This is a genomic window from Pantoea sp. SS70, assembly GCF_029866845.1.
Lineage (GTDB): Bacteria > Pseudomonadota > Gammaproteobacteria > Enterobacterales > Enterobacteriaceae > Pantoea > Pantoea leporis.
In genome coordinates this window covers 2,809,205-2,825,821 of the sequence record NZ_CP117199.1, presented here as the reverse complement: position 1 = coordinate 2,825,821, position 16,617 = coordinate 2,809,205, and the positions used below count along the sequence as shown (strand labels likewise).

Annotated in this window: 8 protein-coding genes; 3 read left to right on the top strand and 5 right to left on the bottom strand. The window is 54.8% G+C overall.

The features are described 5' to 3' along the window. Positions 1 to 39: 39 nt before the first annotated feature. A complete protein-coding gene (gene nrdA / locus PO881_RS13015) occupies positions 40 to 2,325 on the bottom strand; it encodes a class 1a ribonucleoside-diphosphate reductase subunit alpha (RefSeq protein ID WP_280171901.1) in 2,286 nt (761 codons plus the stop codon). A gap of 771 nt (positions 2,326 to 3,096) precedes the next feature. Further along, positions 3,097 to 3,822, bottom strand: a complete 726-nt coding sequence (ubiG, locus tag PO881_RS13010; protein ID WP_192411477.1) for a bifunctional 2-polyprenyl-6-hydroxyphenol methylase/3-demethylubiquinol 3-O-methyltransferase UbiG — start codon at positions 3,820 to 3,822, stop codon at positions 3,097 to 3,099. A gap of 176 nt (positions 3,823 to 3,998) precedes the next feature. Here ubiG and gyrA point away from each other — a divergent pair, with 176 nt between their 5' ends. Both gyrA and rcsC read left to right on the top strand, forming a co-directional pair. Next, complete coding sequence (gene gyrA / locus PO881_RS13005) at positions 3,999 to 6,638, top strand: DNA topoisomerase (ATP-hydrolyzing) subunit A (protein ID WP_280171900.1); 2,640 nt, start codon at positions 3,999 to 4,001, stop codon at positions 6,636 to 6,638. Between the two features lie 164 nt (positions 6,639 to 6,802). Further along, positions 6,803 to 9,658, top strand: a complete 2,856-nt coding sequence (gene rcsC, locus PO881_RS13000) for a two-component system sensor histidine kinase RcsC (protein WP_101763669.1) — start codon at positions 6,803 to 6,805, stop codon at positions 9,656 to 9,658. A gap of 48 nt (positions 9,659 to 9,706) precedes the next feature. Here the strand turns inward: rcsC and rcsB are convergent, their stop codons facing one another. Genes rcsB through PO881_RS12985 form a run of 3 tightly spaced genes read right to left on the bottom strand, consistent with a single transcriptional unit; the run spans position 9,707 to position 14,209 of the window. Then, on the bottom strand, positions 9,707 to 10,357 hold the full coding sequence (rcsB, locus tag PO881_RS12995; protein WP_007889370.1) for a response regulator transcription factor RcsB: 651 nt from the start codon (positions 10,355 to 10,357) through the stop codon (positions 9,707 to 9,709). Between the two features lies 1 nt (position 10,358). After that, positions 10,359 to 13,031 carry a phosphotransferase RcsD gene (rcsD, locus tag PO881_RS12990; RefSeq protein ID WP_280172901.1) on the bottom strand — a complete coding sequence of 891 codons (2,673 nt, stop codon included), beginning with the start codon at positions 13,029 to 13,031 and terminating at the stop codon, positions 10,359 to 10,361. Positions 13,032 to 13,054: 23 nt separating this feature from the next. Continuing rightward, positions 13,055 to 14,209, bottom strand: a complete 1,155-nt coding sequence (locus tag PO881_RS12985) for an MFS transporter (RefSeq protein ID WP_280171899.1) — start codon at positions 14,207 to 14,209, stop codon at positions 13,055 to 13,057. A gap of 562 nt (positions 14,210 to 14,771) precedes the next feature. Between PO881_RS12985 and PO881_RS12980 the strand changes: the two genes are divergently transcribed. Then, on the top strand, positions 14,772 to 16,556 hold the full coding sequence (locus PO881_RS12980) for an Ig-like domain-containing protein (RefSeq protein ID WP_280171898.1): 1,785 nt from the start codon (positions 14,772 to 14,774) through the stop codon (positions 16,554 to 16,556). Positions 16,557 to 16,617 lie beyond the last annotated feature (61 nt).

Here is a 16,617-nt window from a genome sequence, read left to right as displayed (position 1 = left end):
TGAAGAGGGCCGACCAATGTCGGCCCTGACAAGATGAGATTAGATCTTACATGCGCCGCTTTCGCAGCCATCATCCTGAATGGAAGGTGCCAGATCGTCCTGTGCATCTTCTGCACCGTCGCGGGTGTTTTGATAGTACAGGGTTTTCACGCCGAACTTGTACGCGGTCAGCAGGTCTTTCAGCAGCTGTTTCATCGGCACTTTGCCATTCGCAAAGCGGCTCGGATCGTAGTTGGTGTTCGACGAAATCGCCTGATCGATGAACTTCTGCATCACGCCAACCAGCTGCAGATAACCGTCGTTGGACGGCATTTCCCACAGCAGTTCGTACTGGTCTTTCAGACGCTCATACTCTGGCACCACCTGACGCAGAATGCCGTCTTTCGATGCTTTGATGCTGATGTGTCCGCGCGGCGGCTCAATGCCGTTGGTGGCGTTCGAAATCTGCGAAGAGGTTTCAGACGGCATCAGCGCAGAGAGCGTTGAGTTGCGCAGACCGTGCGTGGTGATTGACTTACGCAGGCCTTCCCAATCCAGATGCAGCGGCTCGTTGCACACCGCGTCGAGATCCTTTTTATAGGTATCGATCGGCAGAATGCCCTGCGAGTAAGTGGTCTCTTTAAACCACGGGCACGCACCTTGCTCTTTCGCCAATTCGTTCGAGGCTTTCAGCAAGTAGTACTGAATGGCTTCGAAAGTTTTGTGCGTCAGATTATTGGCGCTGCCATCAGAGTAACGCACGCCGTTTTTCGCCAGGTAATACGCGTAGTTGATCACGCCAATACCCAGCGTACGGCGGCCCATGGCGCCGCGTTGTGCTGCCGGAATGGGGTAATCCTGATAATCCAGCAGTGCATCAAGCGCACGCACCGCAAGGGTGGCCAGCTCTTCCAGATCGTCAAGGCTGTTAATCGCGCCCAGGTTAAAGGCAGACAGCGTACACAGGGCGATTTCGCCGCTTTCGTCATTGACGTCGTTCAGCGGTTTGGTCGGCAGTGCGATCTCGAGGCACAGATTCGACTGACGAACTGGCGCGATACTTGGATCGAACGGGCTGTGCGTGTTGCAGTGATCGACGTTCTGAATGTAGATACGGCCAGTTGACGCACGCTCCTGCATCATCAGTGAGAACAGCTCAACGGCTTTCACGCGCTGTTTGCGGATGCTGTCGTCTTTCTCGTATTTGGTGTACAGACGCTCGAACTCGTCCTGATCGGCGAAGAACGCATCGTACAGGCCAGGCACGTCAGACGGGCTGAACAGCGTGATGTCTTCACCTTTCAGCAGGCGGGTGTACATCAGTTTGTTGATCTGTACGCCGTAATCCATGTGACGCACGCGGTTGCCTTCAACACCGCGGTTGTTTTTCAGCACCAGCAGGCTTTCAACTTCCAGATGCCACATTGGGTAGAACAGCGTCGCTGCGCCGCCACGTACGCCGCCTTGTGAGCAAGACTTCACGGCAGTCTGGAAATGTTTGTAGAACGGAATACAACCGGTGTGGAACGCTTCGCCACCGCGAATCGGGCTACCCAGCGCACGAATGCGGCCGGCGTTGATGCCGATACCGGCGCGCTGAGAGACGTATTTCACAATGGCGCTGGAGGTGGCATTGATAGAGTCGAGGCTGTCGCCGCACTCAATCAGTACGCAAGAGCTGAACTGACGCGTTGGGGTACGCACGCCGGACATGATTGGCGTTGGCAGCGAGATTTTGAAGGTTGAGATCGCATCGTAGAAACGCTTCACGTAATCCATACGGGTTTCGCGCGGATAGCCAGAGAACAGGCACGCCGCCACCAGAATGTAGAGGAACTGGGCGCTTTCGTAGATTTCGCCGCTGACGCGGTTCTGCACCAGATATTTCCCTTCCAGCTGCTTAACCGCTGCGTAGGAGAAATTCATGTCGCGCCAATGGTCGATAAACGCGTCCATCTGCTCGAACTCTTCGTTGCTGTAATCTTCCAGCAGATGGCGGTCGTATTTGCCCATCTCAACCATTTTCACCACCTGATCGTACAGCTTCGGCGGCTCAAACTGGCCGTAGGCTTTTTTACGCAGGTGGAAGATAGCCAGACGCGCAGCCAGGTATTGGTAATCCGGCGCGTCACGCGAGATCAGGTCTGCGGCAGCCTTGATGATGGTCTCATGAATGTCAGAAGTTCTGATGCCATCGTAGAACTGAATGTGTGAGCGCAGTTCAACCTGTGAAACTGAAACATTGTTCAGCCCTTCGGCTGCCCAATCCAGTACACGATGAATTTTGTCGAGATCAATGCGCTCCTGGCGGCCATCGCGTTTAGTAACGAGCAGACTTTGGTTCATGTCGCGTTTTTACCTGTCCATGCATGAATGACGTATTTATCCCCCATGTATGCACAAGGTTTATGCACAAGCCGCTCGTTGTGAGTAAGCCTGTGGATAAACACTATATATAGGGGGTGCGGGAAGTTTGAACAACAATATGGTGAGTATTCTAGTCAGCAATCTCTTCTTAACAAGAGTTGATTTTCACTAAAAAATCGTCATTACCGGCTGGCTAAAATCCTGGATCCGCATGCCGCAAGGCCTGCACTTAGTGTCAACCGCTCAACACTTTTTTTTCACTTTATGATCGGACGCGTGTTTCTTGCTCAACCACCGCGCTTCAGGAATTTTCTTAGACAAAAAAAGCCCCGACAAGGCCGCCAGCAGCGAACTTATCTAAAAGTGCTTATGAATTTTTTGTGACTTGCTTAGCCTATAAAAAAGGCTGGTACCCGTCTAAAAGGAAATTGATCTGGATAGGGCCAAAATTAGGGGATAAGAGGTCGCCATGAAAGAGGTAATGCTTGTTAGTTAAGAAAGCATTTTGCTTGAAGTCTGCTGCGGGCTCTGACACATCTGCTGCGTCACGGGCCGTCCTCGCGCCGCTAGCGCGGTGCCTTCGGCTTCCACGTCGTGCCAAAGGACCGTTCGCGGATCGGCCATCCTGGCCGGCCCCGAACTGCCTCACGCATCCCTGCGTGAGGCTCCTGACCCAACGTAAAAGCCTCAGCGCTGCGAATGGCCCTTTTGCCGCAGCAGACGCGCCAGCGCCTCTGGCAAAGGATGACATCACTCCTGACGATGCGTATGAATCATGTAGTTCACATCGACACCGCGACCCAGACGGAACTGGTTGGTCAGCGGATTGTAGTGCAGGCCAATCATATTTCTTTCACGCAGCGGCGTTTCATCCACCCAGTTCAGCAACTCGGCGGGACGGATGAATTTCTTCACGTCGTGCGTCCCGCGCGGCACCATGCGCAGCACATACTCGGCACCAAATACCGCCAGCAGCCAGGCTTTTGGATTGCGGTTGATGGTGGAGAAAAACACTTCGCCGCCGGGCTTCACCAGCTGCGCGCAGGCTAAGACTACCGAGCGCGGATCCGGCACATGCTCCAGCATCTCCATGCAGGTCACCACATCATACTGCCCGGCGTGACTTGCGGCGTGATCTTCCACGGTTTTCTGCACGTAGTTAACGCTAACGCCGCTCTCCAGCGCATGCAGACGCGCCACTTCCAGCGGCTCAGCGCCCATATCCAGGCCGGTAACCTCAGCGCCTTCACGCGCCATGCTCTCCGCCAGAATGCCGCCGCCGCAGCCGACATCGAGCACTTTCTTGCCGAACAGGCCATTACTGTGCTGCGCTATCCAGCCAAGTCGCAGGGGGTTAATACGGTGCAACGGCTTAAATTCACCCTCTAAATCCCACCAGCGGGATGCCACGGCCTCAAACTTGGCGATCTCGGCGTGGTCAACGTTCTGGCGGCTTTCCTGCGGTTGTTCACTCATTGAATCATCACTCCAGACAAAATATTCCCTCAGTATAAACGCTTAACTCACGCGAACGCATCTCTCACGCTCAAGGAAAAGCGGGATTAAGGCCTGGTTAACGTTCACCGAAGGGAAGCAATGTGATATACTTTCGCACCTTTAAATCCGGGATTATGTAGAGGGATAGCGGCTCCATGAGCGACCTTGCGAGAGAAATTACACCGGTCAATATCGAAGAAGAGTTGAAAAACTCCTACCTCGATTACGCCATGTCGGTCATTGTTGGCCGAGCCTTACCCGATGTGCGTGATGGTCTGAAGCCGGTACACCGCCGTGTGCTTTTTGCCATGAGCGAACTGGGCAACGACTGGAATAAACCCTATAAAAAATCCGCCCGTGTGGTCGGTGACGTCATCGGTAAATATCACCCGCACGGCGATTCCGCGGTATACGAAAGTATCGTGCGTATGGCCCAGCCATTCTCCCTGCGCTACATGCTGGTTGACGGTCAGGGTAACTTTGGTTCGGTCGACGGCGATTCCGCCGCAGCGATGCGTTATACCGAAGTCCGCATGGCAAAGATCTCTTCGGAGCTGCTGGCTGACCTGGAAAAGGAAACCGTCGATTTCGTGCCGAACTATGACGGCACCGAGCAGATCCCTGAAGTCCTGCCAACTAAAATTCCTAACCTGCTGGTAAACGGTTCTTCCGGTATCGCCGTTGGTATGGCAACCAACATTCCACCGCACAACCTGACGGAAGTGATCAACGGCTGTCTGGCGTTTATCGAAGATGAAGACATCACCGTTGAAGGCCTGATGGAGCACATTACCGGGCCAGACTTCCCGACGGCGGCCTTCATCAATGGTCGTCGTGGTATTGAAGAAGCCTATCGCACCGGGCGCGGTAAGATTTACATTCGCGCACGTGGCGAAGTGGAAACCGATGCCAAGACCGGCCGTGAAACCATCATCGTGCACGAACTGCCGTATCAGGTGAACAAAGCGCGTCTGATCGAGAAGATCGCCGAGCTGGTGAAAGAGAAGCGCGTGGAAGGCATCAGCGCACTACGTGACGAATCTGACAAAGACGGCATGCGTGTTGTCATTGAGATCAAACGCGATGCGGTGGGTGAAGTGGTTCTCAACAACCTCTACTCGCTAACACAACTGCAGGTCTCGTTCGGCATCAACATGGTGGCGCTACATCAGGGCCAGCCGAAGATCATGACGCTGAAAGGCATCATCGAAGCCTTCGTGCGTCACCGTCGTGAAGTGGTTACGCGTCGTACCATTTTCGAACTGCGTAAAGCGCGCGATCGTGCTCACATCCTTGAAGGCCTGGCGATTGCGCTGGCTAACATCGATCCGATCATCGAACTGATTCGTCGTGCACCAACGCCAGCCGAAGCGAAACTGGGCCTGTTGGCGCAGTCGTGGGATCTGGGTAACGTTGCCGCGATGCTGGAACGTGCCGGTAATGACGCTGCACGTCCGGAATGGCTGGAAGCCGAGTTCGGTATTCGCGATGGTCAATATTATCTGACTGAACAGCAAGCGCAGGCGATTCTGGATCTGCGTCTGCAGAAACTGACCGGCCTCGAGCACGAAAAGCTGCTCGACGAATACAAAGAGCTGCTGGATCAGATTGCTGAGCTGCTGCACATCCTGCAAAGCGCTGAGCGCCTGATGGAAGTAATCCGTGAAGAGCTGGAGCTGATGCGCGATCAGTTCGGCGACGTACGTCGTACTGAAATTACCGCGAACAGTGCAGACATCAACATCGAAGACCTGATCAATCAGGAAGACGTTGTGGTGACGCTGTCGCATCAGGGTTATGTCAAATACCAACCGCTGACCGACTATGAAGCCCAGCGCCGCGGTGGTAAAGGCAAATCCGCCGCACGTATTAAAGAAGAAGACTTTATCGATCGTCTGCTGGTGGCCAACACCCACGACACCATTCTGTGCTTCTCCAGCCGCGGCCGTCTCTACTGGATGAAGGTCTATCAGCTGCCGGAAGCCAGCCGTGGTGCGCGCGGTCGTCCAATCGTCAACCTGTTGCCGCTGGAAGCCAACGAACGTATCACCGCCATTCTGCCGGTGCGTGAATACACCGAAGGCTTCAACATCTTCATGGCTACTGCGAGCGGTACCGTGAAGAAAACCGCGCTGCAGGAGTTCAGCCGTCCGCGTAGCGCGGGCATCATCGCCATCAACCTGCGTGAGGATGACGAGCTGATTGGCGTGGCGCTGACCAACGGTAGCGACGAAGCGATGCTGTTCTCTGCCGCCGGTAAAGTGGTGCGCTTTGCTGAAACGGCGGTACGTGCGATGGGCCGTTCGGCTTCGGGCGTTCGCGGTATCAAGCTGGCTGAAAGCGACAAAGTGGTGTCGCTGATTGTGCCACGCGAAGAGGGCGCGATCCTCACCGTGACGCAGAACGGTTACGGTAAACGTACTGCCAACAGCGAGTATCCAACCAAGTCGCGTGCGACGCAGGGCGTGATCTCGATTAAAGTCACCGAACGTAACGGACCGGTTATCGGCGCGGTACAGGTGGTGGATGGCGATCAGATCATGATGATCACCGATGCCGGTACGCTGGTGCGTACTCGCGTATCGGAAGTCAGCGTGGTAGGCCGTAATACTCAGGGCGTGATTCTGATCCGTACAGCGGAAGATGAAAACGTGGTGGGTCTGCAACGCGTCGCGGAGCCGGTGGAAGAGGAAGAACTCGACGCCATCGACGGTAGCGTAGCGGAAGGCGAGGAGGATATCGCGCCGGAAGTGGACAGCGACGACGATGCACCAGAAGCTGACGACGAAGAGTAATTCGTAACGGCTTTAATAAGCGGCAGGTCAGGAAACTGGCCTGCCGTTTTTTTATCTGAGTTTTCCCCTAAAGGCGCGGGCTAGCTGGCTTTTTAGGGCCGATAAAGCTAGTGTATGGAAGCTTTTCAACATCCTGATAACCTCTTACCGCCAGTGAGCCTCTTTTGAAATATCTTGTCTCCTTTCGCACTACGCTTCGAATTTCGCGCTATCTGTTTCGTGCGCTGGCGTTGCTGCTCTGGGCGCTGGGTGCGCTGCTGACCACTTTCTACATCATCAACGTGCTGCATGAGAAAGAGAACGCGGTGCGTCAGGAGTTTGCCGCCAATTATGGTCAGGCTGAGTGGTACGTGCGCCATTCGGCGGACGTGATGCGCGAGCTGAAATACATCACCGAAAATCGCCTGAGCAGTAGCGCTAATGGTCTGGATGTGCTCAACGGTTTGCCGCCGGGCAAAGGTGCGCTGCCGCAGTTCACGCCGCTGTTTTCCGATGGCGACTGCACGTCAATGAGCAATACCTGGCGTAACTCGCTGGACTCGCTCAGCTACTACATCAATTACTGGAAAAGCAATTTTGCCTCGGCGTATGAATTGAACCGCGTGTTCTTCATCGGCGGAGAGAATCAGTGTCTGGCTGATTTCACCATCGGCAGCAACAATTCGGTCGATCGTGAACGTAGCCTGAAAGCGCTGCGCGAACGCGTGCTGCATTATCGCAACGGCAATGAAGAAGAGCGCCGTCAGCCGATGTATTGGATCACCAGCAGCGCGCAGCCGGGCGTCGGCAACTTCTATATGGTGATGCCGGTATATGTGGCGAACAAGCTGCAGGCGCTGCTGGGCGTGGAGCAGAATATTCGCCTTGATGAGTTTATTCAGCCGGGCGGTTTGCCGCTGGTGGCCACCATCACCGATGAAAACTACCGTCCGCTGATCAGTTCGCGTCGCGGCGGGCCGGGCTACTCGCTCGACGATCTGCCGGATAACAGCACCTGGTTCGGCTATCTCGACAGCTATCGCCAGCTGGTGCTGAAAAAGCCGCTGCCGCCGTCGAATCTCAATGTGGTGTGGTCGCTTTCCACCGACGTGTTAACCGATCAGCTCAAGCTGATGCTGATCAACGCGCTGCTACTCAATATCTTAACCGCGGTGATTTTGTTCACGCTGGCGTGGATTTTTGAGCGCCGCATGTTCCTGCCGGCCGAGGAGAATGCGCATCGGCTGGAGGAGCACGAGCAGTTCAACCGCAAGATTGTCGCCTCGGCGCCGGTCGGCATCTGTATCCTGCGCACCAGCGACGGCACCAACATTCTGAGTAACGAACTGGCGCACAACTATCTGACGCTGCTGACGCAGGAAGATCGCCAGCGTCTGAATGAAATTATTGGCGGTCAGCAGGTCAACTTTGTCGATGTGCTCACCGGCAGCAACACCAACCTGCAAATCAGCTTTGTACATTCGCGTTATCGTAATGAAAACGTGGCGATTTGCGTGCTGGTGGATGTTTCGGCGCGCGTGCGTATGGAGCAGTCGCTGCAGGAGATGGCGCACTCGGCCGAGCAAGCCAGCCAGTCGAAATCGATGTTCCTCGCCACCGTCAGCCATGAACTGCGCACGCCGCTGTACGGCATTATCGGTAACCTCGATCTGCTGCAAACCAAAGTGCTGCCGAAAGGCGTCGATTCACTGGTGACGGCGATGAACAACTCGTCGAGCCTGCTGCTGAAGATCATCAGCGACATTCTCGACTTCTCGAAGATCGAATCCGAACAACTGAAAATTGAACCGCATCCGTTCTCGCCGCGTGAAGTGGTCAATCACATTGCCAGCAACTATCTCTCGCTGGTAGTGCGTAAGCGCCTGGCGCTGTATGTGTTTATTGAAAACGATGTGCCCCTGATTATGGATGGCGACGCCATGCGTCTGCAGCAGGTGATATCCAACCTGCTGAACAACGCCATTAAATTCACGCATACCGGCTGCATCATCCTGCATGCTTATGTCAAAGAGGGTTATCTGGCATTCCGCGTACGCGATACCGGCGTCGGTATTCCGGCCAAAGAGGTAACGCGCCTGTTCGATCCGTTCTTCCAGGTGGGTTCTGGCGTGCAGCGTAACTTCCAGGGCACCGGCTTAGGGTTGGCGATCTGCGAAAAGCTGATCAACATGATGGACGGCGACATCGAAGTCGATTCCGAACCGGGTATGGGCAGCCAGTTTATCGTGCGTATTCCGATCTATTCCGGTCAGCTGGCGGCGCCACCGCTGCTCGACGGCTTGCAGGAAAAAGCCATCTGGCTGGATATGCGTAATGAGTATCTCGCCAGCTTCCTGCTGCGTCTGCTGCAACAGCAGGGCATTCAGGCAGCGTATTACCACGGCCAGGCGGCGGCTGATGATGTGATCATCAGCGATCACGATGAACCTGCCGCGCAAACTGGACGCGCACATATTCGTATCTGTGGTGAGCACATCGATATGCCGCACGAAACCGCGCCGGGGCAATGGATTCAGAGCAGCGCGATGCTCCACGATCTGCCGCAGCTGCTGGGCCGCATCTACCGCATCAACATTAATAGCCAAACCGCCACGCCGCTGCCGTTAACCGCGCCAAAAGCCGCCGCGACCTTCGAAGATATTATCGTGCTGATTGTTGATGACCATCCGATCAACCGCATGCTGCTATCGGAACAGCTCGGCACCGTCGGCTATCAAACCAAAACCGCGCAGGATGGCGTTGATGCGCTGAACGTGCTGAGTCGCAACCATATCGATATCGTGCTGAGCGACGTGAACATGCCGAACATGGATGGTTATCGCCTGACGCAACGTCTGCGTCAGCTGGGACATACTTTCCCGGTGATTGGCGTCACGGCAAATGCGTTAGCGGAAGAGAAGCAGCGCTGTATGGATGCGGGCATGGATAACTGTTTGTCGAAGCCGGTTACGCTGGATGTGTTGAAAAGCACGCTGGCGGTGTATGCGGAACGCGTCAGAAAGGGCAGGGTAGAGGCGTAAAGCGGATACTAAAAAATGGGCGGTGCCAGAAGACGCCGCCCATCTGTATTACTCTTTGTCGACCTGAGTGGCGCTGACAGAAGAGAGATAGTTCAGCAGCGCGATATCGTTTTCCACGCCCAGTTTCATCATGGCTGATTTCTTCTGGCTACTGATGGTTTTGATACTGCGGTTAAGTTTCTTAGCGATCTCAGTCACCAGGAAACCTTCTGCGAACAGACGCAGTACTTCACTCTCTTTCGGCGACAGACGTTTGTCACCGTAACCACCGGCGCTGATGCGCTCCAGCAGTTTTGCCACGCTTTCCGGCGTATATTTTTTGCCTTTCTGCAGAGCCGCGAGTGCTTTTGGCAGATCGGTTGGTGCGCCTTGCTTCAGTACGATCCCTTCGATATCCAGATCCAACACCGCGCTCAGGATCGCTGGGTTATTGTTCATGGTCAGAACGATAATCGAGAGGTCCGGATAGTGACGTTTGATGTATTTAATCAGGGTGATACCGTCACCGTACTTCTCGCCTGGCATGGAAAGGTCGGTAATCAGGACATTAGCATCCAGTTTGGGCAAGCTGTTTACCAGTGCTGTTGAGTCTTCAAACTCACCTACAACGTTAACCCATTCAATCTGTTCCAGTGACTTACGGATACCGAACAGAACGATCGGATGGTCATCGGCAATAATTACGTTCAAGTTATTCATCTTATTGGTTACCTTGCTGCAGCAGTTGGCTGACGTAAGCGTCAATTTCACTGGTGGTATTTTTAATGGTTAAATCGTCACATACTTTAATGTGTTGTTCTAACGCTTCACAAAGCTGTTTACCTGAACCCAGATTGAGCATGGCAAACACGCCTTTCAGGCGATGTGCTGTCTGAGCAAGCGAGGGATAATCCTTTTCCGCCGCTTCAGTATACAGTCTCTTCACATCTGGCGGTACTGTCTCGGTAAACAGCTGGAAATAGCCTCCGCTCATTAGCGGCGTGGCTTCTTCATCTTCGCGACTCTCCTCTAACAAATCATGAGAAAGTTGCTTTTCAATCAGGGCCAGCAGCGCATCAAGCAGTGCATTACTGAGATTGAAGTTGACCCGGAATTGCTGATCGTTCAACGCGTGATGACCCATTTCGTCACCGGCCAGAAGCAGCGCCCAGCCGTTCAGGCGCGCCGGATCGTCGGTCACCAGCACATCATGATCCTGACCAGTTAAACGCTCATCCGAGGTCAGGCATTTCGCTCCCCAGTTTTCGAGGTGGCGACAAACGATCTTGTGTACGTCTTCTACGGCGATATCCACCAACGCGGTCACGCCTTCCAGCAGTTTCTCTTCCTGCTCGCCTTGCTGCTCTAACGCCAGCGGCAGCTGAATATTGTAGCGTGTGCCGATATCGGGTTTAGCGATGATCTCCAGCTGGCCGCCCATCTGTTTGCACAGCTGCTTACAGAGGAAAAATGCCATGCCGGACGCCTGGCCAAAACGATCTTGCGTGGTGTCGCCGAGATAGGGGAAATCGACATTCGCCAGTTCATCGACGCTCAAGCCGGAGCCGGTATCCACCAGCTGCAGCAAGACCTGATTGGGCTTGTCTTCACTGGTTTTGATCTCCAGCGAAATCTTGCCCCAGCGCGTGGTGGTCAGCGAATAGTGCATCAGCGTGGTCAGCACTTTACGCAGCGCACGACGATCGCCAAAACGCATCTCGTCATTGGCTAAATGGTTATTCACCACCAGCGCTAAACCTTTACGACGCAGCAGCGGCAGGCTTTCCAGCGCGATTTCGTCCAGCATATCCTGCAGGTTGAACACGCTGGCATCAGGCGACCAGTCATGCGCTTCCAGGCGATTAAGCAGCACGATGTCATCCACCAGGCGCGCCAAACCCTGGCTCTCGTCGAGCAGATCGAGCACGCTTTCGTCATCGTCACGCTGACTAAGTTGTACTAGTTGCTTAACCATGCTTTGCAGTGGACCATTGAGGGCGTGACCGAGGTTATGCATTAACTGCTGACGCATCTGGTGATTACGATCCAGCACCTGTTGCGCCTTCTGCAACTTCTTATTTACCAGTAATTCGCGGTCCTGATCGCGCATCATAAATAGCTGAGTATGCGGCGACAGCACGCTGCGCGCGTGACGAATTTCATACACTTCGTTATTGATGGTCGCCTGCAATACGCCCTGATGTTGATCGGACATATTGATGATTTTCTGCAGATTCAGGTGCGGCAACAGATGTTCAGCGATTTTATTGCTGAGCAGCGTGCGGTTAGTGGCGAAGTCGTACACCAGCAAGCCGACCGGCAAACTGGCGACGATCTCTTCGTTAAGCATGCGCAGCGAATCCAGCTCGGCGCTCTGATTCTCGTTCGGGCGCAGCGATTGCTGACGCAGCAGCGTAATGCCCGCAATCGACAGTAAAAACAGCACAAGGTTGATCAGCAGCGGCCACATCAGATTATGCAGCGTATCCAGCGCCAGGCTGGTGAGCGGCACGCGATACACTAGCTGCAGCGAAGTGCTAGGCAGCGAGGCGGCGATCTCCAGATTCGGGTTTACCAGCGCCACGTGCGTGCTTTCGCTGCTGGTGTCGTCGCTGGTGGTGGTGGTGGTGGTGGTGGTCGACGTTTGCGTCGCGTCCTGACGCAGTTGGAAGTTCTCCAGCGGCATATTACGCGGAATCAGATCGTTAACCGGCAAATCAAATGCCACCACGGTGGCTAAATGGCCCGGCTGATTGAAAGTGGTGCGCAGGGTAAAGTAGTGATCGTTCTGCCAGGCGAAGTGACGCAGCGGCGAGAAGCTTTCGCGCTCATCCAGCGCATTGGCCTGCTGCAGCATCTCGGCGCGGCGGCTATCAACCAGCGAATTGATCGCACTCTCTTTGTAACGCGTCGCCATGTCTTTCAGCGGCAGCGTGGAGATCATAATCAGGCTGTTATCCTGACCATTGAGGAAGTACATCGACCAGGTCGGATTTTCCGCGCCCCATAGCGTATCGAGATAGTTGGACATGCGCATGGTCATATCCAGCGTGCTGCTATCGTGCGAACCGAAAATCAGTGCTTCGGTTTTGCGGCGGGTTTTTTCCAGATAATAGACATCCGGGCGCAGGCGGGTTTCCTGAAGATTACTGTTCGGCGACGAACCGGCGGCGCTGGTGGCCAGGTTCTCATAGATCTGCCACGTAGCGAAGCGCGACGCATCGATGCGTTTCTGCATCGCACGCGCCAAATCGGTCATCGCATAGCGCTTCTCTGTCATCCAGGCATTCACGCTGTTGTGCACCATCGCACCGAGCGCCAAAAAAAGCACCAGGTTAAACACCACGAAAAAGCGCGTTACATTGCCGGATGTCAGAGGAAATTTATAAGGCAGCATAGTGTCTCAGGATCATGGAATTAGCGCGCAACCCGTCGGGCACTGGCAGCGACGGCCAGCAGCAGCAGAGCGATAAGCAAAAATGCACCACTCAGGCTGATCCACTGGGAAATTAATCCGATTAAAGCCGGACCTGAAAGAATACCTGCATAGCCTAACGTTGTCATGGCCGAAATCGCCAGATTCGACGGCATATCGTGTTGATTCCCGGCAGCATTGAACAACATCGGCACCGTATTGGCGAGGCCAAAACCCACCAGCAGGAAAGCCAGCAGCGCAATTTGCGGCCACGGCAGCAACACCGCCAACGTCATGCCTGCGGCAGCGGCTAACGCACCGGTCAACATCACCGGATAACGGCCGAAGCGCTGAATCACTTTATCGCCGGTCAGACGACCAATGGTCATTGCCACCGAGAACACCGCATAACCTAAACCGGCGTGCGCCGGGCTCATCTCCGGGCTTTGCAGCAGCAACAGCGCGCCCCAATCCAGCACCGCACCTTCGGCAAGAAACAGGATAAAGCAGAGTAAACCGAGGAATGCCACCCAACCGCGCGGAATAACCAGCCACGGCTGATCGGGCTGATGCAGGCGTTCGGTCATCAGCGTCGGCAGGCTCCACACCAGCAGCAGCACAATCAGCACCATCACCGCGCCAACCGCTTGCAACGGCGTCAGGCCGCTGCCGAGTAACAGGCTGACGGAGCCGGCGCCAATAATTCCGCCGAGACTAAAGAAACCGTGGAAACCGGACATCATCGGCTTGCGTGCGGCTTTTTCCACTTCGACCGCCTGCACGTTCATTGCGACATCCAGCATGCCGAGTCCGGCACCAAATACCATTAAAGTGGCGGCCATCAGCCACATCACATTAAGCGTCGCCAGCAGCGGTAACATCGCCAGCACCACCAGCGTGGAGCACAACATCACCCGACGACCACCGAAGCGCGCAATCAAACCGCCGGTAATCGGCATCGCCGCCAGCGAGCCAATTCCCAGACACAGCAGCAAACCGCCCAATGATGCGCCGCTCAATGCCAGACGCTGGCTGGCGAACGGCACCAGCGGTGCCCATGCGGACATGCCCAATCCAGCGATGAGGAAAACGATACGTGTCCCAAGATTGACACGGTGATGCAATTTATTTTGCGGCGCGGCGTCCAGTGCTGTCATAAAGAGTAGTTTTCATTAGCGGGTGAAGCGACGAAGTTTAGCATCAAAGCGCATGTCACACCGCGCATCAGACCCTATCAGATGGCAGCGATTAAACGCCAGAAACAGGCATATTACCGATTTTTTACGCATCGCTGCGCTTTTCCAGAACTTTCCTGGCATGTGCCAATCATTACTGGAGTGACTTAAGTAAAATTTTTTCTGCCGAATGATGCAGTATACTGATGAAAGATTCCGCGCCACATGCGGCCTGGACGTCAATTTTTTGGCGCTGTCGCAAAGCATGCATTTCCGGATTTTCGCCAATAGGCAGCGACCACGTAAAACCGATATGTTAGTCATCCCATCAGCTCCCGATGCGGAATATAGCGAGATCGAGATTATTTCTCCCCCTTTGGGAGAATTTTGCTGTGCCTTATTTTAGTCCTTGTTACCTGCGGGTAACCCGTTTTCATCAGGCGAAGCGGGCCATTGATTAATGGCCTGTATGGCGCACCGGTACGCTTAAAACATTAATAAGCTTAATGACCGTTGCAATACCTTCCCTGTAACGAGGTTACCTATGTCTTCACGTCAATCCGAACAACAATTAGCGGCGATTCTGCACTCTGCGGTCACTCTTTATCCGCTGGCAGACGACACATCATCTTTGCAAACGCGCAGCGTGGATACCACGCCGCCCGCGCCGTTACGTCCTTATGAACCTATTGCACAAGATGGCGTGATTGCCGCATGGGAATCCGGCAGGAATATTCACCTGCGAGGTCGCGCCGAATCTGAGTCAGGCGCCACCGTAACGCTGACCTTTAACGGCGAAGTCTGGCACAGCACGGTAAATAAATGGGGTTACTGGAATGCTTCGATGCCGCCGTCGGTGCTCAACGGATTGTCCGACGGTGCTTATTCGCTGACGCTAACCCTCACCGACAAAGCCGGTAATAGCACCGATACGCAGGTGGGCTTTGGGGTTTACGTGGATAAAACCATCAAGCCTACGCTGACGGTGGATCCGATCAGCGGTGATAACGCGGTCAGCGTGGCAGAAGGCATTTACGGCGTGGAGGTGCACGGCAGTGTTACGCACATGCCGGCGAACAGCCATATCACGGTGATTTTAGCCGGGAAAAAATACTCTGGCGGCGTTAACGATAAAGGCGAATGGACCGCCGCTATTCCTTCACAGGATCTTCAGGCGTTACAGGATGGCGTCTACAGCCTGAAAGTCAGCGCTACCGATCCTAACGGCAAAACCACCGCTTATCTGCAGGATGTCACCTTAATTACCCACGTTAGCAGCCTGCCGCACATCAGCTTCGATAAGGTCACAGTAGACAACGTCATCAATAAAGAAGAGAGCCAAAACGATCTCACCTTTAGCGGCGATCTCTCGGTGGTGGTACCGGGCCAGCAGCTGTTGCTGTGCAGTGGAGATGCGGTCTATCACGCGCAGATTGGCAGCGACGGTCACTGGCAGGTAACGATTCCGGCCAGTGAAGTGGCGAGCTTTATTTCATTGGGCGAAATCCGGGTGTATGCGCAGGATGGCGCTGGCAACAGCACCGACGCAATGCTGGAACTGAACGTGGTTACCCAACTGCCAGACATCTATTACGAAATCAATATTGGCGGCGATACCACGCTGAATCAGCAAGAAGCGCAGCACGATCTCAGTTTCTATCTCGAAGGCGTGAAGGAGCTGACGCTCAACGGCAAAAACTACACGCCGGTCAACGGCATGGTCACCATCAGCGCCGAAGATCTGCAGGCGCTGCCGGATGGCGAAGTGTCGGCGCTGGCCACGCGCTGGGATGAGTACGGCAACCACGACACGCAGATTATTGAGAACCTGTTCAACGTTGCCACGCATCAGGTGCCGACCATTACGCTGAATCAACCGTTTGGCGACGGGGTGCTGGATGCGGCGGAGCTGAATAGCTGGCATCTGATTCAGGGCAGCAGTAGCCATCTCGATCAGGGCAGCCTTGTGACGTTGACGCTGGGCGATCAGAGTTACACCGCCACGGTTAAAGCCGACGGCAACTGGGCGCTGACCATTTTGGCGGGTCAGCTGGCACCGCTGGATGATGGCAGCTACCAAATGAAGGTCAGCGCGCAGGACAAAGCAGGCAATGTGGCGATGGCGACGCAGCCGGTGACCATCGATAGCCATGAGGCGGCCGCCAGCGTCAGCAGCGAGCCACTGAATACGCAACTGGTCGACGCAGGCGACAGCGCCGCCGCTCAACCCAGCGATGCGCGCGCCACGGAAAGCCACTACAACGCCAGCGATAGCAGTTACACCCTCGGCGATCATCTGCAGCAACATCAGGTTCAGAGCCTGGCGTAATCCGCCCATCAACCGCTAGCAACATCGGCTAGCGGTTGCCAGCCCACTCTCATTGCTCACG

Coding starts and splice junctions, on each gene's coding strand:
- nrdA (WP_280171901.1), bottom strand. CDS start 2,325: ATGAACCAAAGTCTGCTCGTTACTAAACGCGATGGCCGCCAGGAGCGC.
- ubiG (WP_192411477.1), bottom strand. CDS start 3,822: ATGAGTGAACAACCGCAGGAAAGCCGCCAGAACGTTGACCACGCCGAG.
- gyrA (WP_280171900.1), top strand. CDS start 3,999: ATGAGCGACCTTGCGAGAGAAATTACACCGGTCAATATCGAAGAAGAG.
- rcsB (WP_007889370.1), bottom strand. CDS start 10,357: ATGAATAACTTGAACGTAATTATTGCCGATGACCATCCGATCGTTCTG.
- PO881_RS12985 (WP_280171899.1), bottom strand. CDS start 14,209: ATGACAGCACTGGACGCCGCGCCGCAAAATAAATTGCATCACCGTGTC.
- PO881_RS12980 (WP_280171898.1), top strand. CDS start 14,772: ATGTCTTCACGTCAATCCGAACAACAATTAGCGGCGATTCTGCACTCT.